The sequence below is a fragment of the Paraburkholderia pallida genome, assembly GCF_004524855.1.
Lineage (GTDB): Bacteria > Pseudomonadota > Gammaproteobacteria > Burkholderiales > Burkholderiaceae > Paraburkholderia > Paraburkholderia oxyphila.
On the sequence record NZ_CP038148.1, the window covers coordinates 744,405 to 764,877 of the forward strand.

The 20,473-nt window shown below is 61.2% G+C and carries 23 protein-coding genes; 3 read left to right on the forward strand and 20 right to left on the reverse strand.

The features are described 5' to 3' along the window. Positions 1–128: 128 nt before the first annotated feature. The 19 genes from E1956_RS03275 to E1956_RS03360 form a co-directional block, all read right to left on the reverse strand. Entirely contained in the window at positions 129–467 is a 339-nt protein-coding gene (locus E1956_RS03275; protein ID WP_134747390.1) for a YggL 50S ribosome-binding family protein, read from the reverse strand. Between the two features lie 265 nt (positions 468–732). After that, on the reverse strand, positions 733–1,200 hold the full coding sequence (locus E1956_RS47660; RefSeq protein WP_134747392.1) for a discoidin domain-containing protein: 468 nt from the start codon (positions 1,198–1,200) through the stop codon (positions 733–735). After that, positions 1,197–2,120, reverse strand: a complete 924-nt coding sequence (locus E1956_RS03285) for a hypothetical protein (RefSeq protein WP_134747394.1) — start codon at positions 2,118–2,120, stop codon at positions 1,197–1,199. Before E1956_RS03285 ends, E1956_RS47660 begins: the two co-directional genes overlap by 4 nt. Positions 2,121–2,719: 599 nt before the next feature. After that, complete coding sequence (locus tag E1956_RS03290; RefSeq protein WP_134747396.1) at positions 2,720–6,145, reverse strand: phage tail tape measure protein; 3,426 nt, start codon at positions 6,143–6,145, stop codon at positions 2,720–2,722. Beyond that, on the reverse strand, positions 6,142–6,339 hold the full coding sequence (locus E1956_RS03295; RefSeq protein ID WP_134747399.1) for a hypothetical protein: 198 nt from the start codon (positions 6,337–6,339) through the stop codon (positions 6,142–6,144). Before E1956_RS03295 ends, E1956_RS03290 begins: the two co-directional genes overlap by 4 nt. 7 nt (positions 6,340–6,346) lie before the next feature. Continuing rightward, the gene (locus tag E1956_RS03300) at positions 6,347–7,060 is read right to left on the reverse strand and encodes a S49 family peptidase (RefSeq protein WP_167759966.1); all 714 of its coding nucleotides are present in this window, start codon (positions 7,058–7,060) and stop codon (positions 6,347–6,349) included. Between the two features lie 227 nt (positions 7,061–7,287). Continuing rightward, complete coding sequence (locus E1956_RS03305) at positions 7,288–8,238, reverse strand: hypothetical protein (protein WP_134747403.1); 951 nt, start codon at positions 8,236–8,238, stop codon at positions 7,288–7,290. Between the two features lie 55 nt (positions 8,239–8,293). Further along, positions 8,294–8,575 carry a hypothetical protein gene (locus tag E1956_RS03310; protein WP_134747405.1) on the reverse strand — a complete coding sequence of 94 codons (282 nt, stop codon included), beginning with the start codon at positions 8,573–8,575 and terminating at the stop codon, positions 8,294–8,296. Positions 8,576–8,626: 51 nt separating this feature from the next. Next, complete coding sequence (locus tag E1956_RS03315) at positions 8,627–9,127, reverse strand: hypothetical protein (RefSeq protein ID WP_134747407.1); 501 nt, start codon at positions 9,125–9,127, stop codon at positions 8,627–8,629. Continuing rightward, on the reverse strand, positions 9,124–9,699 hold the full coding sequence (locus E1956_RS03320; protein WP_134747409.1) for a hypothetical protein: 576 nt from the start codon (positions 9,697–9,699) through the stop codon (positions 9,124–9,126). The genes E1956_RS03315 and E1956_RS03320 overlap by 4 nt, the downstream gene beginning before the upstream one ends. Next, complete coding sequence (locus tag E1956_RS03325) at positions 9,696–11,363, reverse strand: YfjI family protein (RefSeq protein WP_167759967.1); 1,668 nt, start codon at positions 11,361–11,363, stop codon at positions 9,696–9,698. The genes E1956_RS03320 and E1956_RS03325 overlap by 4 nt, the downstream gene beginning before the upstream one ends. Beyond that, positions 11,327–11,524, reverse strand: coding sequence for a hypothetical protein (locus E1956_RS46035; RefSeq protein ID WP_167759968.1), 198 nt, complete (start codon positions 11,522–11,524; stop codon positions 11,327–11,329). Before E1956_RS46035 ends, E1956_RS03325 begins: the two co-directional genes overlap by 37 nt. Beyond that, positions 11,517–11,819, reverse strand: a complete 303-nt coding sequence (locus E1956_RS03330; protein ID WP_134747413.1) for a hypothetical protein — start codon at positions 11,817–11,819, stop codon at positions 11,517–11,519. Before E1956_RS03330 ends, E1956_RS46035 begins: the two co-directional genes overlap by 8 nt. Continuing rightward, entirely contained in the window at positions 11,816–12,076 is a 261-nt protein-coding gene (locus E1956_RS03335; RefSeq protein WP_134747415.1) for a hypothetical protein, read from the reverse strand. The genes E1956_RS03330 and E1956_RS03335 overlap by 4 nt, the downstream gene beginning before the upstream one ends. Before the next feature lie 166 nt (positions 12,077–12,242). Further along, a complete protein-coding gene (locus E1956_RS03340) occupies positions 12,243–12,515 on the reverse strand; it encodes an XRE family transcriptional regulator (RefSeq protein ID WP_134750314.1) in 273 nt (90 codons plus the stop codon). 147 nt (positions 12,516–12,662) lie between these two features. Then, positions 12,663–12,974 (reverse strand): transcriptional coactivator p15/PC4 family protein, encoded by a 312-nt coding sequence (locus tag E1956_RS03345; RefSeq protein ID WP_232071246.1) that lies wholly within the window; start codon positions 12,972–12,974, stop codon positions 12,663–12,665. Between the two features lie 10 nt (positions 12,975–12,984). Further along, positions 12,985–13,194, reverse strand: a complete 210-nt coding sequence (locus tag E1956_RS03350; RefSeq protein WP_134747417.1) for a hypothetical protein — start codon at positions 13,192–13,194, stop codon at positions 12,985–12,987. Between the two features lie 109 nt (positions 13,195–13,303). Beyond that, positions 13,304–14,011, reverse strand: a complete 708-nt coding sequence (locus E1956_RS03355) for a hypothetical protein (RefSeq protein ID WP_134747419.1) — start codon at positions 14,009–14,011, stop codon at positions 13,304–13,306. Then, positions 14,008–15,294 carry a site-specific integrase gene (locus E1956_RS03360; protein ID WP_134747421.1) on the reverse strand — a complete coding sequence of 429 codons (1,287 nt, stop codon included), beginning with the start codon at positions 15,292–15,294 and terminating at the stop codon, positions 14,008–14,010. Before E1956_RS03360 ends, E1956_RS03355 begins: the two co-directional genes overlap by 4 nt. A gap of 446 nt (positions 15,295–15,740) precedes the next feature. Here E1956_RS03360 and E1956_RS03365 point away from each other — a divergent pair, with 446 nt between their 5' ends. After that, entirely contained in the window at positions 15,741–16,718 is a 978-nt protein-coding gene (locus tag E1956_RS03365) for a hypothetical protein (protein ID WP_134747423.1), read from the forward strand. A 103-nt stretch (positions 16,719–16,821) separates the two neighbouring features. On the opposite strand, the gene E1956_RS03370 is transcribed toward E1956_RS03365, so the two are convergent. Next, positions 16,822–17,730, reverse strand: a complete 909-nt coding sequence (locus tag E1956_RS03370; RefSeq protein WP_134747424.1) for a LysR family transcriptional regulator — start codon at positions 17,728–17,730, stop codon at positions 16,822–16,824. Between the two features lie 255 nt (positions 17,731–17,985). Here E1956_RS03370 and E1956_RS03375 point away from each other — a divergent pair, with 255 nt between their 5' ends. Both E1956_RS03375 and E1956_RS03380 read left to right on the forward strand, forming a co-directional pair. Next, entirely contained in the window at positions 17,986–18,246 is a 261-nt protein-coding gene (locus E1956_RS03375) for a hypothetical protein (RefSeq protein ID WP_134747426.1), read from the forward strand. A gap of 44 nt (positions 18,247–18,290) precedes the next feature. Further along, positions 18,291–20,456, forward strand: coding sequence for a phosphocholine-specific phospholipase C (locus E1956_RS03380; RefSeq protein WP_134747428.1), 2,166 nt, complete (start codon positions 18,291–18,293; stop codon positions 20,454–20,456). Positions 20,457–20,473 lie beyond the last annotated feature (17 nt).

The following is a 20,473-nucleotide window of genomic DNA, read 5'->3' on the forward strand; positions in this document are numbered from 1 at the left end:
GGAGCATGATCGAAAGGGCGAACACGACCGCCCCAAAAATAATCAGCAGATGGTGGTTCATCGCCAACGATTCGAATTTTCGGTGGCTGCAATCGTACAGCCAATGATCTGAAGTGATACTTAAGACCCTATTTTTCTACAGGATGCCAAGCGTCGGACAGTTCGCCTACTTCGATGCCTGCGAGCTCCGAGCGGCCATCAAGCCACTGTCGCACGAGTTGACGATGATCCTCTGTCGGCGACCCGCGAGCGGCGCTTGAGATCAGATACGCATCGAACTTATCGCTGGTCGACGCGGCAGTCATCATGCCGTTTGCCTCGACGAATTCCAGAAAGGAGTCGAGCAACGCGTCCAGCTGATCAACACTCGGCTCGAGTGTGAATCGTGCGGAAGCGGTAAATCCGAACTCCTGGAACTCCCCGAGGTGCAGTTTCTTGCGCTGTCGACGGTTGTGTCGTTTTGCCATTCGTCGATCCTCACGTTTTTGTCCATGCCGCCCTCATTGTCCTCCTTTCGAGTATGACAATGAAAAGCCCCGGCGGATCAGGCCGGGGCTGTGGGATTGCGCCGCTCGGCTCAGTCCGTGCACTGTGGCTCGAGCCGTTCCTCGATGGGTACCCGTCGACCGTATCTCTGGCACCGGATTTGGCCTGCATCCGGCGCTGGGGCGCGCACCCCCAGTCATACGCCGGCTCCGTTCGGGAATTCATTCAGACCTCCGCGGCCTGCTTTTATGAGAATGTGCGCGTCTGGCCGGCCGTCCACGACGGAATGCTGGATACGCTCCAGGCATTCGTCCACGTAGTGCCGTTGTCCGAATAATCCACGTAAAGCGATGCGGGATCCTCGCGGTAGGTATCGGGTCGCACCGTGTACACAACCTCCGCCACTGTGACCGCCGCCCCAGAGCCGAAGTCGCAAGCCAGCCAGTGGCCGCCGCTCGGCGGCGCAGTGCCGCCTGTGGTCCAGAAGGTGGATGGATTGCCGTCGACTGCGTTGGACGTGGGGTATCCGCTAATCGTTGCAGACGCAGTCATTGTTGACGACGGCGTGAGCATGTTCGACCCACCGATTGTCGCGTGCATAGCCAGCTCGGCGCAGGCCATGTAGTTCCCGGATTCATAGGTTGTGGGGCATCGGACGCGCCAGTATCGATGGCCACTACTTGAGCGGCGGTGCTTGGTGTATGCCGGAATCATGTCATGTCTCCGCCGAGGATCCACGTATTGGCCGCGATCTGCGTGAGCACGAGCGACGAGTACTGCGCTCGAGCCGTGAGCGAACTAGGGTTATTGACGGTCACGCCAGACCCTCCCGAAACAGTGGTCTGGCCCGCGCCAAGCTGCACGACCTGAATCTGTGTGCCGACGGGAAACGACACCGATGAATTAGGCGGCACGGTTAGCGTGTTCGCACCGGCATTGTTCATCGTGACGATGCCCTGATAGCCGTTGGCCGAGGGCGCGTCAGTGGCCGCGAGCGTGTACGAGGTGCCAGTCTGCGCGTTGACAGGAAGAACCGGTGGGGAGCTTCCGCCTCCGCTCGGCACGGCCCACGTAGCGTCCTCTCGCAGGTAGCGCGTACTGCCCGCCGTGGCGCCGGGGTCGGGCGCGGCGCCCGAGGCGTGGCCGCCGCCGGATGCGCCCATAACCGGCAGGTCTGCAGGCACCAATGCACGGAAGCCGGGCGCGGCGGCTGCGCCGCTGGATGGCCCCGCGTACACCTCGTTCGCTGGCTGCGTGCCGGCAGTGGATAGTTGGCTTATGGGCGCGTAGCTGCGCAAGTCTGTCCAGCTCGTGGTCGTCGTGGCGTTGGTGACAACTTGATAAAGCGGAATCTTGCCGGATGGGATGCCGGTCGTATTTACACTGACTGCGCCGGTCGTAGGATCCGCGAAGATGTAATTCGTGGCGCTGGGCGCCAGCGTCAATGTCCCGTTAGCGACGGCGCTATTGCCGTAGTAGCCGCCGTAGTAGCCCCATGTCAGCAGGCTGGTCGTGCTGTCATGACGTCCCCAAATCATCCCGGGACTGGCGGCATCAAATAATGCGTTGGCAACTGCCTCCTTGAAGGCCTGCGTCGCGCTGATCTGATCTAGTTGCGTAGTTGAGTTTGACATGCAGTTATCTCGCCAATTGAATTTTCATTGCTTCGTGTCGGCGCCCTGGCGAGCGCCATCCGAGCCATGCACACGATCTGATGTTTGATTTCCCTCGCTGTTGATTTCCGATATTGGCTTTTCCTTTGGCTTCCGACCTGCTCCCGGCCGAACCCCCCCGCGGTTACTGTGCTTCGCGGCCGTTTGATTACCGTCCGGTTTGATTGCTTTGATTTCCGCCGGCTTTTGCTTGGGTTTTCGACCCGCTCCCGGGCGCGAACCCCCGTGGGTATTGCGTTTTGCGGTCATCTGATTTCGCTCCTGTTCGATTTCCCGGCAAGTTTGATTTTTCGCATCCGCCATCAACATTCAAACAATCTAAAACCCTTTCCGGATAAGGCTTTTAGATTGTTTCGATTGATTAACAAAAACCAAAAAGGGGAATTTTTTCTCTGCGTGCGGGAACGCGCGGTGTCCCGCACTGCACAACGCTAGAGATTCGACCCGCCCTCCCCGCTGCCGATGGCGCTGCCAGCGACGACAATGCTGCTGCGCGCCGCTCGCGCGATGCGGTCGACGTCAGGCGTAATAAAGCGCGCGCCGGCGATGCAGCCGCGCCATCAGCCGTTCCTCCGCATTGCGATTTGCGCGTGCTCCATGACGGCGCGCGCCTGTTGGTTGGCGGTCGCCCGCGTAGTCCCCGGGGGAACAGTGATATTCATATTGAACATCTGCGACATGCCTGGCGTACCCTGTTGAGATGTTCCGCCGCCATTGACGGTCAGCGCGTGATTCGGGATGATCCTGCCGGATTGACTTGGCACAAAAACCTCCGGACCCTTCTCGCCGACGAGATACGGTGTCCCGGCATCGGTGGGACCGCCTGTGGCGAGCGCGCCGCCCAACCCCAAGAGTGCGGTCAGGCCAGTTGACCCGCTATCCGCCATGGCACCTGCAGTCACGGCATCCACCGACCCCGTCAGGGCCGCATCGGTGAACCCGAAGGCCCCCGCCATATCGCCACCGCCCAAGCTGCTGAGGATGCTGCCGAGTGTGTCGCTCCCATCTGTACTGAACGCGCCAATCAAGGTTCCAACCGTCATCGTCGCCACAGTTGCGTTGGCAGCGTTCAACGACGCCGTGTTCTGCGCGGCAGCACCGAATCCACCGAGCGCTTTCGGGATAGCCGGCTCGGCCATCGTCCCGAAACCCTTCGTCAGTTTCATCATGTTGTCGAGCGCATCGCCCGGCAGCGCGCTCGCCGTCGTCGCGGCGACACCTGGATGTGACGCGAAGAGTCCACCACCAATCGAGCCGCCGAACGAGGACAGATTCTCGAAAAACGACGACATCACGCCGTGAGTGGCCATCCGCGTGAGATCGGCTAGCATCCCGTCGACGAGGCCAGTAAAGCTGACCTTCCCTGTCGTCACGAATTTCACGACAGCATCTTCCATGCTCTTCATGCCCTGAGTTACCGCGTTCTGGGCTTGTGCCGAGGCGTCATGCGCGGAGTCAATATAGTTCGCGAAGGCAGTCGCCGTTCCGTTGGTCCAGTCATCCTGCTTTTGCTTCAGCGCAGCATAGTAGTCGTCGAAATCCTTGAGCGAGTCGTTCAGACCATCCTGAATTTTTTGCTTTTCCGCGAGGTACTGGTCTGAGCCGAGACTCCCGCTTTTCGCAGCCGCCTTGTCGAGCTCATCAAAATAGCGCTGATACTCACGGGAAATCGCGTTGATCGCCTGCACCTGCTTTTGCGCATCAGCTCCCATACCAAACGCATCGAGCTCGCGCCCATAGCCTTCGCGATTGCGCTCCTGGAAGCTCTCGATCTGCGCATTGATCTGCGTAGACTTCTCGGCGAGCTTCTGAATGTCATCGCGACGCTGGATCTCCTTATCGAGCTCAACGTTCATCTGCAATTGAGCGCGAATCGCATCCTGGTGAGCGATGAGACTCTTCTGATCGGCCGTAAGGGTCTTCTCCTTCCAGTCGGCAATCTGCTGATTGAACTTGACGAGCTCCTTCTGGGCCTCTGTCAGCTTGTCGGTCGTCGAGAGCTGGAGTTGCAGCTCTGCGCCCTGATCGTGAAGTTGCTGGATGAAGCGCGCCGCAGCGTCGTCGTGAAACGCCTTCGGAGTCGGGGTTTTGTGGTCCTTGTATTTGTCGTCGATCTTCGCTTCGTCCGCCAATTGCTGCTCGGGGCTAAGGTTGAGCGGTGTAGCGATCGTATCAAGGTAGGTCTGCATGTCCTTGGCACGCTTTTGCGCTGGCGTGGCAAATTGCTGATTCCAGGTGTCATACGCGTGCTTCGCGTCGATCAGCGCCTGTTGCTGGCGATCGGCACGCGCTTTTTCCTGAGCCTGCTTAATTGCGGCGTCCGCTCTAGCGTGAGCCGCAACGCGCTCAGCCTCGTCCTGATCCGACCATTGGCCAATGGGCGCGCGGGCGGCCTTATTGGCATCCATTCGCGCGGCGATCTCTCCGGGCGTCGCAGCGGCACCGAACGAGCCAATTGCTTCTACCGCACCGTCGATCATTGACTTGATATCGCGCCATCCCTTTAGGATGATGCCTTCGTTGGAGGCGATTTCTTTCGTCCGCTCGTCCATTGCTTTCGAGAATGCCTCGACGGCAACCTGCGCAGCGCCGGTGGCGTCGCCTTGTTTCTCGAGCGCGACAATCTGATCGTACGTGGCTTCAGTCAGATAGTGATATTGGTCGTTCAGTTTGACGGACGCCTTCACCGGCTCGTCGGCGAGTTTCGTGAACTCATCGACCATCTGCTTTACCGACACGCTCGTATAGGTCGCGGCGTCCGCGGCAGTCTTGCCCAGGTTCGCAATCTCTTCGCCCGTCAGTCGCCCCCTCGAGGCCAGCTCGGTGACAGCCTCCGCTGCCGTATTGAACGTCGCACCATTGGCCGTCGCTGCCGTCGCCATGTTACGCAGCTGGTCGGACGTCACACCCGCATAGTTGCCCGTCATGACGAGCGCTTCATTCATCTTCTCATTCTGCTCGGCGACGTACAGCATCGAGCCGCCGATCGCCGCGATCGAAATCGATAGCGGATTGAGCAGCAGATCCAGCGCGCCGGCCAGCGACAGAAATCGGGTGAACGAACCGGCAAGACGCGAGAAGTTACCCCTCGATGCCTCCCGTCCCATCACCATAATTTCGGACGTGATCTGGGATGTCGCTCCGTGCGCACCCCTCGCTGCCGCGGCTTCGGTCGCATATGCCGCAGCCATTTCCTCGCCAAGCGCAATCTGCTGCTTGCGCATCTCGATTTCCTTGGCGATCGCGCCGATCTGTGCAACCTCCGTCTCGGTATAGCCGGCCATCTGGGCGTCATAGACGGCCATCTGAGCCTCGGTGGCGGTCAGCGCCGTCAGTTGCCGGCCGAGCGCCTCCGTGACCTTCGCGGCGCCGTCGCTAATGACAGTCGATGCGACGGCCGCTCGAGCCGCAACCGAGGCCTGCGCCGTCGCGACGGCCTCGGACGATGCGGCGAACCGTTCGTTAGCGCGCTCGGCTGCCGTAGCCGCCGCAGCCACGTCCTCGACGCTTGCGGCGTACGCTGCGGCGGCTTCGCTTTGGTCCGTCATCGCCGCCGTGGCGGCGAGCGATGCCTTGACCATCTCGGAGATGCGCGCGGTGGCCTGCACCTCGGTTTCGCTCATTGCAACCGCGGCGCTGCCCGCTCCGCGCATTGCGACTTCCATTTCCTTGATGCGATCAACATAAGGGCGAGCCGCATCAGCTACGCCCATCTCCGCAGCTTTGAGTTCCAGCATTTGCCCGCGCGACAAGCCAATCGTCTCGGCCTGCTTGGTGAGGGCCTGCATGAACGTATTGATTTGCCGAACGCTTGCCTGACTACCGTTGGCGACGGCTTCATCAACCGCCTTTTGCGCGGAAACTGTGCGCGTGGCGGCGGCCTCCTGCGAGGCAAGGAAGGCCTCCGCACTGCGCTTGGCCCGCGCCATGCCAGCTTCATAGCCGGACGCGTCCACTGAAACACGGATAATTGTTTCATTGCTCACGAATTCACTCCATCGTCGTCAGATTTCGGGTTGGCCGAGTGCTCCCAGCCAGCGAGATATGCAGCGAGCAGCGTCAACACGATGAGTATGGCGCCGGCGACTGCGATGCCCCAGCCCGGATGGATGACAATGCCGCCAGCGAGAACCATCAGCCATCCCAGCAAAAGGCATACGTTGAAAATTTTGATATTCATGGCGGATTCAGAGGCTAAGCAGGTCGATTTCTCGGGCGTTGCGCATCGCCTGGGCTGAACGGCCCGAGCGGCCGCCGCGCGCGCTGCCTTGCATGCGACGGACGAGATCCTCGAACGGCATGACGCCGTCGATCATGCGCTGAGAGAGGGCATCGCGAGCGCCGAGCACGCGGCCCTGGCCCATTCCGTTGCGCACTGTATCGACCGTGACATTGCGCCCCTTGGCAACCGCTCGCGTGAACATTGCGTAATAATCCTGCGCGCGCTGCTCCTGATAGGCGACAGCCGCCGGCGTGAGGCCTTCGCTGAATGGGCTCATCTCTGTCTTGTATTTGCCTGCGCTGAACAACTGGATATCGACGCCGGCTATCTCCATCGCCTTCGCGATGTTCTGATATCCGGAATAGACGCCGATGCTGCCGACCTCGCCGCCGGGCGAACAATACGCCTCGGAGCATTGCGACAGCAGCCAATAGCCCGCCGATGCTGCGAGGCTCTGCGCGATGCCGACAACCGGCTTCGAGGCCTTTACGCGGTTGATCACGTCGCCGAGCTCGGCCGTACCATACACGCTGCCGCCCGGCGTGTTGAACACCATCAACACTTGCGAGACGCTATCGTCGTTCTCTGCATCGATGAGTTGCTGGCTGACCACGCGTGAGCTCGTTCCGCCGTCGCATACATCGATGTCGCCGGGCCACTCAACCAGCGCGCCAAACACGTTGACGACGGCGATGTTGCCGGCGCGGTTCGAATTTCTGCGCGACGCCGACGTCACTGCGGCGGCCGCCGCCGGCGCGGAAGACAGTCCGCCAGCAGTGTGCGACGCGAGCACGCCGGCGTATGCGGCCATGCGTTCCGGCATCATTGCCCACGGATGGGATAACGCCCATGCGATAAGGTGCGCATTCTTCATGAGAAATCTCCAAGGTTCACGAATGCGATTTGTTACTCGAGGTCGTCGAGTTCCTGGCTATGAAGTTGCCCTTGGGCAGAATGCCTCGTGCTGCCGCTCGCACGCGATCCCCGAACTCGACGCGGGCCCAAATCGCCGATAGTCGGAGCGCCGTTCGCGAATCTGCCGATTTCTGATTTATTGCGAGCGTGCCTTCTCTCATTCGCATCCTGAACCGGGGGGGTGTCATCGTTCGTCGCGGCGCCGGCCGCCTCCAATGCGTAGTAGCTGCGCAGGCGGGGACTGCTCAATTCCACATCGCCGTCAGCGTTGAGGATCGGGTAGGGCTGGGAAAACTGATCAAGCGTCGGGCGGATTTCGCGAGAGATGGCTTTCAACTGGTCATCGATCTCGGAACGCGACAGAGGCAGAAGCACCATTTCTTCAAGCTTCTTCTGCGCCTCTCTGAGGAGGCTCATAGCGGCCAGCACCTCCTTGTTGTTGGACTCCATCCTGATGTTGGGCTTGCCGGTTATCACGTTCCAGAAGCCCGTGTGCACAGGCGTTGCCTTCGCAAAATGATTGATCATGCTCAGCGCGTTGCCGATGTGCACGAAATATTCGTCCGTGCGGAGATCGCGAGACGCCTGGAGCTCAAGTCTGATGTCGAAATACTCTTTGTTTTTTGCTTGCTCAAGCGCGCTCACGGCCGCCACGGCCAGAGCATTCGCTTTTTCCGCTTCGCGGATCTGCAACTGAGAGCGCTCACGAAGCTCCTTCAGATTGCGATCAGCTTCCCAGCGTTTGGCGGCCGCCGCGTCGATCGCTGCATCGTGCGTGGCGTTCAGAGAATCGAGCCGCTTCTTGAGCTCGGCGCGACGCTCGACCCTGTACTTGTCGGCTTCCTCGAGCTTTCGCTGTCCCTCTGGGGAGTGGATCAGATCATTAAGCTTGCGCGCATCAGCTTCGCTGAACTGAGCCCGGCCGAAGTTGAGTAGTTTCATGTGATGTTCCAAAAATGAAGGGGACCGTTGAAATTGCGCTGGAGTGCGTGGCTCGCTATTGAGCAAGCACCCAGCCGGTGACGCCGAAGATGCGCCGCGGGCCCGGCTCAGGCGTCATCCAACAGTCAGCACCTTGGCTATCGACGCTGTATCGCGCCGGAACATATCGACCGATGTTCAGAACGCCAATGCACTGTGCGTGCGGAGCGCCATTGGCGCCGGGCGCGTCCGTGAGTTGGACCAGGCAGTTGCTCACTCCGCCAGCCGAATCGAAAAGCGGGCTGAGCTGCGCGTTTGCCGTGCTCGGCGCGTTCCAGGAAATAGGTGTTGCGGCCATGAGGACTCCTTAAATGTGTGATGAATTAACATATTGCCGCGATGCTCCTGGTTAGCCTGCTATTCGAAGCCTCTCAGACCCATCGCCCATCAATTCCTTGAAGCGAGTCTTGGCGGTGCTCTGTCTGGGATGCGGCAGTGGTGCGCCAGCATCGACCGCAGCTCGATAGGCGGCCATGGCTGTAGTGCACGTTCGACGCCTCACGATCTCGTCGAAGATCTCCCAGAATCCGTCGAATCGCACTGCAGAATTCGACCGATGCGCCCGGGCCGCGGCTCGCGTGAAATCGATCTCGAGTCGAAGGAGCCGCGTCTCGAGTTCATCAACGGATCTGAACGTGCGCGCCGCTACCGCCGGCACGAGATCGAGCGCGTTCCTATACGCCCTTTGATCGAGACTTCGGCTGAATTTACCCAACTCCGGGAGCGCGGCGCGTTGCGCACCGATCCGCCGAAGGAGTTCGTATGCGGTGGCGTTATCGCTGCGCTCGAGCTTTTCCATCATGGATTTCAGCTCCGCCGAGCTGTCGAACAGGTGTGGTGGTTTTTTCACGAACGCCCCCGATCCGCCAGCCTGCCATCCGTTGCGTTCCACGAGCGCCCGCGGATCGCTCGCGAGGCCTCACGCTCAGCTACGGCCGCGTTCAGACGTTCGCGAAAATGCGCCAAGTTCGGCAGTAGGTCGCTCAACGGGGCGCGCACCGCGCGGGCGATCACGTCATCGAGCAGCTCGCGTGGCCAGTACTCCGTGTCTGCCAGACGCTCGATCGTGTCGACCAGCTCGGCGCGCAGCCGTGCCACGTCGCCGGCGGCGAGGTATGGCGCCCACGGCCAGAATGCAGCCTCCCCGAATTTCTCCATGCGGCTATCCGGCGTAGGTTCAAAAGGTTCGGAAGGTTCAAGGGGATTGCCCGGGTCACGGTGCGCAGAATCATCAATGCGCTTACCAGACGCAGGTTCAAAAGGTTCAGAAGGTTGAGCGGCATTCCCCGGTGCTCGGCGCGCTGAATCCTCAATGCGCCCACTCACCATAGGTTCAAAAGGTTCATAACTGGTTTTCGAACCTTTTGAACCCTCACCCGGGGGCTGTTTCTCAGATTTGATCAGCTGCAGATACTTGTTCACGGGAGAACCTCCGGGTTAATCCGGTACACGGTTTTGCGGCGGCCGCCGGTGTCGAGCGTCTCCGGTAGGAGATACCCGAATTCGATGAGTACAGAGATCGCCTTGCCGACCGACTCAGCGTTCTCGAGGCGCGCCCAATGTTTGGCGTGGTAGACGTCGCGCGCAGCGAAGGCGTCGCCGATATCTCCGGCCTTGATGCGTTTCAGGAGAGCCTTCGCGCCCTCCATCTCCGCCAGCAATACCGATCCGTAAGCGCGTTCCGCGTGGCTGCGCAGATAAACACTCCATGCGAGCGCGCGCGCCATTGGCTCGACAGCAATGGGCCCAGCCCCGCCGTCTGCGAGGTGAAATATCAGTGCGAGCGATGGGATGAGCTTCCGGTATTTCGCGAGATGCGACTCCATTGCCGGATGCAGATCGCCGGCGCGGAGCTCGTTTTCCAGCTCGGTGCGCCATTCCACGAACATCGACGCTGCCTCGTCGCCGAGTCGCAGAAAGGGAGGGTTGCCGTCCGGTTCGCCGTTTGGCCCAGTGGGAACTTCCGCCAGCCAGGTCTCCACTGGGTCGGCATCGATCAGCCGCTGGAACACAGCGTGCGCGGTGTGTTTTGCCTCTGCGTCTGGCCAGCAATCGACGTTCTCCCACGTCTGGCGTGGTACATCGGGCCAGACGAGCACACCGAAACGCTGCACGAGACCATCGTCCGCCGCGCCGCCGGCGACCGCGCTGCGCAGATATTCCGATAGGCGCCCGGGCTGCGTCGAGCCGATCAGCGATAGGCAAACGGCCTCGATGCGCTGGTGCCCGCGCATGATCCGGTCCACGACATAGCCGTCGTTTCCGTTCCAGCCCGTCAGATAGAAGCCGCGGGCGCTTTCCTGCCCGTCGCGGTCGAGGCCCTTGAGCAGGCTCACCAGCTCGTCGCGAAAGACGCCGACGCCCTGAGGATTGTCCGCGCAGATCTCGCCCAGTTTCTCGACGGTCGCGTCATTGACAAGGTATCGGGTCAACTTTGGCGGCTCCAGCGCCTCGGCCTCATGAAGGTTGACCACGGCGTCCGGGTTCTTTTTGAGAGTCGCCATTGCCTTCTTCTCTGCAGCGTCCTGGCGCATCTTGCGGACTTTCGCTTCAGACTCGTGCAACGCGAGCTCATTCTCGAAGCGCTGGCTCGCCTCGAGATCGATCCGTTTCACGGGCGCGAGCACGGCGTTCATCGCCGGCGACTTCAGCACGCCCGGGCGGCCGACCAGCTTGACCCACTGATTGCCGTACTCAGTCCAGTCGTCGCGCAGCTTCGGACGCACGCCGACGCGTCGACCAATAACGATGCCGAGTGCGCCAATGATGGTCGCGCCGATGAAGTCCGGAGGGCATTGGACGCGATTCGCGATGTCCTGCGCCCACGGCTGGAGACTCCCGGGGAGGAGCGCCATATCGAATGGCTCTACCGGCTTCAGCGAGTCTGGTAGCGGCTCGGGCTTTGCCCATCCATTTCCCGTTTCCGCATGACCCGGCCCGCGCTGATAGAACGCGTCGCGGGCCGCATCCACTTCCGCGCGTTTTTTGGCGGCCTCATTCGCGGCTGCCGCGGCCTTAAAATCGAATGCTTTTAGGTAGTCGGTAACGGTCACAATGCCCCCTTCGATGCCTGATGCGCGAGCCATTCCTTCGCGCTCGTCACCACAAGATCCGTTACCCATTCCTGGTGCTTTGCCCATTCTTTCTGTCCCATCCTTTCGGCGCAGCGCCGCAACTCGCGTTCGATTGCCCGGTTCAGTCTGGCCTTGATCGCTAGGGGATCTGTCAATGATGTGGTCTTAGCCACGTTTCGCCCCCTTAACTTGTAAGCAATCCTCAATGCTATGAAGACGACAAGGCGCGTCGGCGGCGCGGAGATCAGCGACGGCCCTGTGAAGGTCGCGCTTCAGCAGCTTTTCGGCCAGATCGGCAAGCCCGTAAATAACCCCGAATGCGCCTTCGTCGGCCACCTGGTGTGCACCGTCGGGGTCGAGGCCTCTGGCCGCAGTGTGTAAGATTGCGCGAATGAGGCTCAGCACCTCGTGCTCTGAGGTATCGAACCGGCTGTATGCCTCTTTTGCTTTGATATTGGGATTGCTCATTGCGAAATCTCCCCCGCGTCTTTGATTGCCGCCTCGAGCAGATCCTGCAGCTCGGCCGTTTTGTCATTGAGCTCGTTCGTGAGCCACTCTAGGTAGAAGCGCCCAAGCTCGGCGATGCTGCGAGACGGGGCATCCGATGCGATGCGCTTGATAGCGTCGAATGCGTCTTCTGCGACGTTGAGGTCTTGGGCGAGCGCCGAGCGTAACGATTCGAGTCGGCCTTGTGCGGCGCGCAAATTGGTTTCGAGGCGGTTCATGCGCTCACCTCGTTGCGGGTGAGCTCGGCGAGGCGCAGCAGGGCGGCGCCAGTGATGTCGAGTGCGTCTTGGTAGGTGGGGGCGAGCGCAGCAGCGCGCAGTGCTTCGCGGACGATTGAGGAGGTGAGATCTTTCGGGAGGGCGGCCGCGAGCGTGCCGCCAGCAGTTACGACTTGTCCAACTCGATTTCCGCGCCGGCTGCTCTCATGCGATTCAGCACGCGCTCCAGCGTTTCCGGATCGAGCTCCAGCCGTGCCATCGCGAAGAACAGCATGTGCATGCTCATTCCACGCGAGTTGTTCGGATCTTCCGAAAGATAGCGACGCCACTGCCTGCCGTTGGCCAGTCCGAATAATTCGGCCATCTCGCCGCTGCTCTTGCCAAGCTCCGTCTTCGTGCGTTCGAGATCCTCTGCTGTCGGGGGAGTGTATTGGGTCATTTTGGGAATGCGCGCGCGCGAGCGCACGAAGGGTGATCTTCATGGGACGTTCCTTTCGGAGTAGCGAACCACACAGGGCGTGCGGCTCTATAAGCCCCAATCTAATACCCATTGGGTACTTCGTCAAGGGATTCGCGAGTCGGGTCATCAGATCGCTCCCTTGGGATCGACGGCACGCGCCGCCAGCATCAGTGCCTGGACAACTTCACCGATCTGCTCGGGGCGCAGCGACACGCCGGCGCGGCTGGGCTTGAACTCACCCGATTCGGTCGAGTACCAAACTCTCAAGTCGATGAGCACGCGGCCGCGATACTCGCTGACCGTCACGCGCAGGCGCTCGGAATCGGAGCGACGGATGTCGAGGAACTCGATCGGCGCCGCCGCTGTATCATCGAGGCGGGTCGTCGGGGTCGCGCTCTTGCCGGAGTCGCGGCCCTTTTTCATTTGTCGGGTCGTCATGGCATGCACCTCAAGCGATTGCGGTGCACTTGCTGCCATCGGCCTGCTGTTCAGACAGCATCCGGCTCTCCCAGGCCTCGGCGGCTCGCCGCGTAATGATGACGCGGCGCCCGAGGCGCATCTCCTGTGGGGCTTTGCCCTGCTGCTTCAGGGTGTAGTAGTGGACGCGGCTGATGTGGTAAGCCGCGCAGAACTGCGCAAGGGTGTAACTCGCTTCCATCGTTGATCCTCGCTAGTGGATACAAGGGATTGCTCTGATGAACAATCTGGAATCGAGTCTATGGAGCGGCCCCTTTGCCCGGTCCTAATTGGGATTGGCGCTTACCAAATTAGGATTTTTGTACTTCTTTCAACTTCGATGCGATTGTCTCAACGCTGACGGATTGCCCAGCCTGCTCGATATGGTTGGCGATCACCTCAGCTGCCTTGTATGGCGCGTTGGTATCCAGACCGTTTGCCGTGCACAGAGCGTTGATTATTTTGAGAAGCGTGTTTTTCTCTCGCGACGAAAGTGGCTTGTCGGAGTCGCTGTCTGGTACACCGTCATCGCAGAAGGAGCGTTCAAAAGCTTCCAGTGCGATCGCCCTTATAACAAGGCTGTTTTTCGGCGGAAAGTGTAGAAAGTCGTCGCTGCCGAACGGCTCATACAGTTCCCACAGCGTGCCGTTCTCATCTCGGACTAACGGGCCGCACAGATCGCCACTTTCGCCGCCCTTTCCGACGAAGGTCAGAATCCACCAAGCCCACGACGGGCATAGGTCGATCGGCAAATCGAAACCGCCAGCCATCGAACTACCCGGCTCGTCGGGCAGAGGCTCGGAGTAGACGTCCAAATGCGCGCCGCGGGGAAATGGGCAATAGACCGCCACTTTTCGCCCAAAGAAGGATCCGTCCATCATCCAGGAGACGCCAAGGTGCCCCTCCGCGACGAGTTGAATAACGTCCTCCTCCGAAACTGGTTCTTCAAGCGTGAGCGTCAAGCGGTCGGCGGCTTCTTTGAGGGAGTACCAGCTCTTGAGCCGATAGATTTTCCTCATGCTTGGCGCTCCGTTCCCACTGAGGTAGCTGGTCTATTCAATTTCGCGACGGCTGCCGATAAATGTTCGGGCGCGAGGTGCGCGTAGCGCAGCGTCATCGTCAGATCGGCATGGCCGAGCAGCTCACGTACCGTGTTGAGGTCCACGCCCGCCATGACGAGCCGGGATGCGAAATGATGGCGCATGTCGTGCCATCGAAAATTGGTGATTTCGGCGTCCTTCAGCAGCTTTTGCCAAGCCGTCTTGACGTCCACCCGCACGCTGCCGTCCGCGCTCGCAAACACGACAGCGTGACTGCACTGCTCGCGCCACGCCTTGAGCGTCGCAAGCGCCTCGTCGTTGAGCGGAATGTGCCGCTGCTTGCCCGACTTGGCAGAGGCATCGACTACCGTGAGGATCGCGCGGTCGAGGTCAACGTGTTGCCAGTCGAGCTTGAGCAGCTCGCCTTGTCGCAGGCCGGTGTTGATCGAGATCAGCACCGCGGGTTTGAGGTGATCGACAAACGCGACGCCGCGCAGATCCGGCATAAGTTCGTATCCGCGCCTCGCGCGCCAGGCGTTCGCGCTCTCGCGGGCTGCCCGTTCGCGCTCCTGGCGGGCGTCGAGTGCCGTGCGCAGGCGGGTTTCTTCGTCGTCTGAGAGCCAGCGCACCTTCCCGCTGGGCGCTTGCAATGCCTTGACCGTCCGCATGGGGTGTTCAGCTATCACGCCCCATTCGAGAGCGCGCGAGAACAGACCGCGCAGTGCCGACAGATCGCGATTGACGGTGGATGCACCAATTCCCGCCTTGAGGCGGCCGGAACGCCATTTCTCGATGATCCACGCATTGAAGTCCCCGAGCGGCTTGTCGAGATGCTCGGAGAACGATTTGCGCAGGCGCGCGAGCGTCGCGTCGCTGCTCCGTGTATTGGCCGTCAGCCAGTCGGCGTAACGGTCATCAATGAATTTCGCGAGGGTTGGCGTGCCGACGATTTTTTCGGCCTCTACCTTGCGTCGGCGCCGCTCGAGGACTTCCGCAACCGTATCGCCCTTCTTTTCCACATCGAGCAGTGACTTCTTCGCGAGCTCGCGCGCCTCCTTCGGGGTTAGATTCGGCCAATACCCAATCACGCGGCGCCCCTGCGAGCCGTCAGGCTTCGTCCAGCGGATAGTGAATGAGACGCTGCCCGCGGGCGTCACCTTGACGACGAAGCCGCCGAGGTCGGCGTCCACGTATTCCTGATATTTGCCGGTCGGTTTGATCGCGCGCAGGAAATCTCGGTCGATTTTGAATCTCTGCCCCATGCCCTAACCCCTGCCAGTTGGGCAAAAGTATAGCCTAGGGCAAAGTTAGGGCAAATCCTGCGCCGAACAGCCATTTATCATACTGAACGTGGGTGAGCTATCCATTTGATTTTTAAGGAGTTGGAAAACAGCCGCTTACCTCTAAAAACACGTTTTTTGACACTCCGAAGGCAGGGGTTGCTGGTTCGATCCCAGCCGGGCGCGCCACAAGATTCACGTAGATCCCCACAAAACACCGCCCTCCGGCAGATTGAATGCCAGGCGCATATTCTGTCGCCGCGCTCCGCTTACGCGTTGAGTTTCGCCCGGATTTGAACTAATTTCCCCAACGGACTCGCGTCGAAATTCGATACACCGTCCACGGCGTTCCGCTCTTGCAGCAGGCGACGCGACAGTGACCGACGCGGGATTCTCATGGGGAACAATTCGATTCCGGAGACCACACCATGCCGCGGCTAGTGATCCTGAATTTGGCAGACCCAGGGCAGATGGGGCCCGTAACGAGAGTGAAACGGGGGCTGGAGGCAAAAATCCAGGCCGGGCCCAGGACCGTGCTCGTTGGCGAGGATGTCGTTCCGATCCACGATCTATTCGACGAGCTCAAGGACTTGCAGGATGGAACGCCACTGGGGGACAAGCTAAAAGCGGCGCGCGACGACTGCGACGTCGCCGAAAAAATCTACCTGTGCACGCACGGCTTGGCGAACGATACCGAGCACGCCTTCGCGAAGGCTTCGGGTGGGGAAGCGCTAGGCACGTGGAAGGATTTCGGCAGACTGATCCGCAAGGTGCTGCCCAAGAGGAGCAAGCATTACAAAGTCGCCCTCGTCATGTGTTACGGCGCCCGAACCGACGAATATTACGCGAGAGACCTCGATCATCAGGGGATGATCCCGCTAACGCTGCTCAACACGAGTTTCGCGTACAAGATGTTCCACTATCTATGCAGCGACCATGGGCGCACGATGACCATGACCGCGAGAACCGGGGCGGTGGGCTTCGACGATACGACGGGTAAATCGAGCGTCGAGCAAGAAGCGGCGATCGATATCGCGCTCGAGAAAGAGGAATTTCTGCGCAGCCCGAAGATCGACCGGGTCATGAAGCAATGGGCAGCCTATAGACGCGCCATCGATAGCGACAAGGCGGCGCAAGAATGGCTCAAAATAGACAATAAATATAGAGACGACCCCAAGGCTTACGCGAACCCCTTTAACAAAAAGGCTGTCGCGGGCAAGGCATATCATCAGGCGCTCGCGCGCAAGATTGCGCTCGAGACGCAAAAGAGCGCATACCAGGACCTCCAGAAGTACGGGAAGCTGGTTTATACGCATATAGGCGGTACTCTGACGATCGTGAACAAATACGGCAACAACGGCGGGATAGGGCCGCAAACCGTTCTCTATACGGGTCCCTTTCTTTGATCGTTGGCGTTCCGGGGAACGGGACTCCCTGCTCCCTCTGAACCCCACCCGCCCCACACTGCGCGGACCGTGACGGTCCGCTCGCATTCCGCGAGCGCTCCCCTCAACACCCCACCGACGCCTCGCGCATTCGCTTCGACTGCTCGCCTCTGTCACCCCCCGGCGCGATGCACGCGAGAAACGCATCGATCGCCGGACTCTGGCGGCGCGCTTTCAGGAAATAGATATATTCGTCGATCGTCGTGTCGACGTCGCGCAGCGCGATCACGCGCAGATCCGGATGCCGCTCCGCTTCGCCGAGCGGAAAAATGCTCCCGCCCACGCCGTGCAGAATGGCTTCGCGAATCGCCTCGCGGCTGCCGATCTCCGCAAGCGAGGCCGGTGCGACGCCGGCCTTCGCGAGAATCTCCTCGGTGCAACTGCGCGTGACCGAGCCGGTTTCGCGGATCAGGAGACGCACGTCAGCGAGGCGCGCCGCGTCGATCGCCTCGAAGCGCGCAAGCGGGTGGCTGTGATGCACGACGAGCACGAGCGGATCGGTCGAGATCACGCGCCGCTCGAGCCCATCTGCATCACTGCGATGCGACGACACCGCGAGGTCGATTCGAAACTCGTGCAGCGCGTTGAGGATGTCTTCCGAATTGCCGATCCGGCAAGTGAGCGCGATGGCCGGATGCGCCTTCGAAAAGCGGCCGATCGCGTCCATGATGTAGTAGGGCCCCGTCGCGCCGATCCTCAATTGACCTTCGAACAGGCCGCCGACGTTGCGCAGCATGATATCGGCCTGAGCCTCGAAGTCGATCATCTGCTCGACGAGCGGCAAGAGCGCGATGCCGGTCTCGGTGACCGCGAGGCGGCGGCCGCTGCGATAGAACAGCTCGACGCCGTATAGCTGCTCGATCTGGCGAATTTGCGCGGCGATGGTTGGCTGACTCACGCCGAGGTGCCGCGCCGCACGCGTGATGCTGCCCTGGCGGACCGTCGCGTGGAACGCCTTCAACTGATCGAACAAAATCCTGTCCTCTTCTCCTCCGCACCCGCGCGACAGCGTAGCGTGCCGATGTGTCCGCCGCGTGACGCGCGCACGCTCCGGAAGATGCCGCGCTCGCGTGCAGTTGCGCACTCACCGGTCGATAGAGACGATTTTTCAGCAAGGCCTCAAACAAAAAAGCTGAGGTACACCGCAAGAAAGCTGGTGGAACCGGTCACTGCCGGGACATTCGCCAATGCGTTAATGGCCGCATTCGTCATCAACGGACTGCTTCTCATGCGTCGATTCGATATGCGTGCCCTCTGCGCCGCGCTGCTGTTTTCTCTCGTGCTCGCCGCGTGCGGCGGCGGCGACAGCGATGGCTCTTCGGCTTCGCCGAGCGGGAGCAACCCGCAAAGCAGCCAGCAGAACGCCCTGCAAAACAGCCAGCAGATGGCGGGCGCCGGCACGAATGCGGACGCGAGCGGCGAAGGCAACGCGCCGGGCGCCCCCGACATGCATTGGGCGCCCGACTCCAACGCGAGCGGCGCGCACTGATTCGCAGGACACCTCCACTTTTCCCCCCAATAACAGGATTTCCCATGTCGTCGAAAAACAGACGCGATTTCCTGCGCCTTGCTACCCAGTCGGCAGGCGCGATGGCTGCTTATGCGGCCTTTCCGCCCGCGATCCGCAAGGCGCTCGCCATGCCCGCCGCGACGCGCACCGGCACGATTCAGGACGTCGAGCACGTCGTGATCTTCATGCAGGAGAACCGCTCGTTCGACCATTACTTCGGCGGCTTGCGCGGCGTGCGCGGCTTCAACGATCCGCGTCCGCACCTGCTGCCCAGCGGCGCGCCGGTCTGGCAGCAGCCGCCCGCTTCGGTGCAGACGTCGCACTACCAGGCGCGCGGCCTGAGCCCGTCGGCGCCGTATGTGCTGCCGTTCTATCTCGATCCGCAGCAGACGACCGAATACCAGCCGGGCACGAACCACGGCTGGAGCACAGGCCACCTCGCGTGGAACGACGGCCAGTGGGACCAGTGGGTGAACCAGAAGCAGGACGTGCTGACGATGGGCTATCTGAAGCGCGCCGATGTGATGTACCACTACGCGCTCGCCGATGCGTTCACGATCTGCGACGCCTACCATTGCTCCGTCCACGCCGATACCGCGCCGAACCGCATCTACCTGTGGACCGGCACGATCGACTCGCGCAACATCTACGGCAATCCGCCGAACGGCCCGGGCATCGGCGAGCGCGATAACACGAACGGCTATACCTGGACGACGTATGCCGAGCGTCTCGAGAACGCGAACATCAGCTGGAAGGTGTACCAGGGCGGCACCGGCATCCCGGGCGACCCGACCGACAACTACACCGACAACTCGCTGATGTTCTTCAAGAAGTTCCAGGTGCAGGAAGGCGCGAGCGGGCCGCTCGTCGACAAGGGTGCGTCGAACCACACGCTCGCCGAGCTCAAGGCCGACGTGCAGGCGAACCAGCTGCCGCAGGTGTCGTGGATCGTTGCGCCGTACAAGTACAGCGAGCATCCGTCCGCGTCGCCGACCGACGGCGCGTTCTACATCAACATGGTCCTCGAGGCGCTGACGTCGAACCCAGACGTGTGGGCGAAGACCGTGTTCATCCTCAACTACGACGAGAACGACGGCCTGTTCGATCACGTCGTGCCGCCGGTGCCACCGCTCTCGAGCGGGCTGAACGGCGCGGGGATGATGTCGTCGAGCCTGCTTTCGAATATCGGCGATGAATACCTCGATCTCGGCAAGTATCCGCAGGAGATGGGACCGCTGATCCCGGGCGCCGATCCGGGTGGGATCCAGCCGATCGGCCTCGGCCCGCGCGTGCCGCTGATCGTGATCTCGCCGTGGTCCAAGGGCGGCTGGGTGTGCTCGGAGACGTTCGATCACACGTCGGTGCTGCGCTTCCTCGAGGCGCGCTTCGGCGTGCAGGAGCCGCTCATCAGCGAGTGGCGCCGCTCGGTTTGCGGCGACCTGACTTCCGCGTTCGACTTCTCGGGCAAGCCGGATACGTCTGCGGTGAGCTTCACGGTCCCACAGCACATTCAGACGGCCGGGCAGGCGTACCAGGTGCCCACGCCGCAGACGATGCCGACGCAGGAGCCCGGCACGCGGCCGGCGCGCGCGCTGCCGTACGAAGTGTTCGTTCACAGCCGGGTGAGCGGGCACGACGGCAATCTGTGGCTCGATTTCGCGAATTCAGGCAGAGCGGGTGCGGCGTTCTACGTCTATGACCGCCTGAATCCGACCAATCCGCCGCGTCGCTATACGGTCGCCGCGCGGGATAACTTCGCCGATTACTGGAGCACGACGGCTGCGCAGGGTGCGTACCATCTGGCGGTCTATGGGCCGAACGGCTACGTGTGCGAATTCCAGGGCAACGTGCAAGTCGCGGTTGATGGCCATCACGCGAATCCGGAAGCGCGTATTGGCTATGACGTGCGTAATCGACATGTGTATCTCGAGCTGCGCAATAGCGGTGGTGCTGCGTGCAGCGTCATTGTCGACAACGCGTATAGCAGCGCCAACTCGCGGCATTACACGCTGCGGCCCGGGCAGACGATGCAGGACCACTGGGAGCTCAGCTCGAGCCATGGGTGGTATGACCTGAACATCGCAGCGTCGACGGTCGGCGGCGCGTCGGATAAGGTCGTGCGGCGCTTCGCGGGCCACGTGGAGACGGGGCGGCCGAGCCAGAGCGATCCGGGGCCGGTGAAGGGGTGATCTGAAGGGGTAATAGG

What these genes read in the sequence shown, in the direction of transcription:
- E1956_RS03380 (WP_134747428.1), top strand. Translation starts at nt 18,291, where the DNA reads ATGTCGTCGAAAAACAGACGCGATTTCCTGCGCCTTGCTACCCAGTCG.
- E1956_RS03295 (WP_134747399.1), bottom strand. Translation starts at nt 6,339, where the DNA reads ATGAATATCAAAATTTTCAACGTATGCCTTTTGCTGGGATGGCTGATG.
- E1956_RS03285 (WP_134747394.1), bottom strand. Translation starts at nt 2,120, where the DNA reads ATGTCAAACTCAACTACGCAACTAGATCAGATCAGCGCGACGCAGGCC.
- E1956_RS03340 (WP_134750314.1), bottom strand. Translation starts at nt 12,515, where the DNA reads ATGACCCAATACACTCCCCCGACAGCAGAGGATCTCGAACGCACGAAG.
- E1956_RS03310 (WP_134747405.1), bottom strand. Translation starts at nt 8,575, where the DNA reads ATGGCCGCAACACCTATTTCCTGGAACGCGCCGAGCACGGCAAACGCG.
- E1956_RS03275 (WP_134747390.1), bottom strand. Translation starts at nt 467, where the DNA reads ATGGCAAAACGACACAACCGTCGACAGCGCAAGAAACTGCACCTCGGG.
- E1956_RS03305 (WP_134747403.1), bottom strand. Translation starts at nt 8,238, where the DNA reads ATGAAACTACTCAACTTCGGCCGGGCTCAGTTCAGCGAAGCTGATGCG.
- E1956_RS03330 (WP_134747413.1), bottom strand. Translation starts at nt 11,819, where the DNA reads ATGAGCAATCCCAATATCAAAGCAAAAGAGGCATACAGCCGGTTCGAT.
- E1956_RS03335 (WP_134747415.1), bottom strand. Translation starts at nt 12,076, where the DNA reads ATGAACCGCCTCGAAACCAATTTGCGCGCCGCACAAGGCCGACTCGAA.
- E1956_RS03375 (WP_134747426.1), top strand. Translation starts at nt 17,986, where the DNA reads ATGCGTCGATTCGATATGCGTGCCCTCTGCGCCGCGCTGCTGTTTTCT.
- E1956_RS03360 (WP_134747421.1), bottom strand. Translation starts at nt 15,294, where the DNA reads ATGGGGCAGAGATTCAAAATCGACCGAGATTTCCTGCGCGCGATCAAA.
- E1956_RS03350 (WP_134747417.1), bottom strand. Translation starts at nt 13,194, where the DNA reads ATGGAAGCGAGTTACACCCTTGCGCAGTTCTGCGCGGCTTACCACATC.
- E1956_RS47660 (WP_134747392.1), bottom strand. Translation starts at nt 1,200, where the DNA reads ATGATTCCGGCATACACCAAGCACCGCCGCTCAAGTAGTGGCCATCGA.
- E1956_RS03365 (WP_134747423.1), top strand. Translation starts at nt 15,741, where the DNA reads ATGCCGCGGCTAGTGATCCTGAATTTGGCAGACCCAGGGCAGATGGGG.
- E1956_RS03345 (WP_232071246.1), bottom strand. Translation starts at nt 12,974, where the DNA reads ATGACGACCCGACAAATGAAAAAGGGCCGCGACTCCGGCAAGAGCGCG.
- E1956_RS03355 (WP_134747419.1), bottom strand. Translation starts at nt 14,011, where the DNA reads ATGAGGAAAATCTATCGGCTCAAGAGCTGGTACTCCCTCAAAGAAGCC.
- E1956_RS03325 (WP_167759967.1), bottom strand. Translation starts at nt 11,363, where the DNA reads ATGGCTCGCGCATCAGGCATCGAAGGGGGCATTGTGACCGTTACCGAC.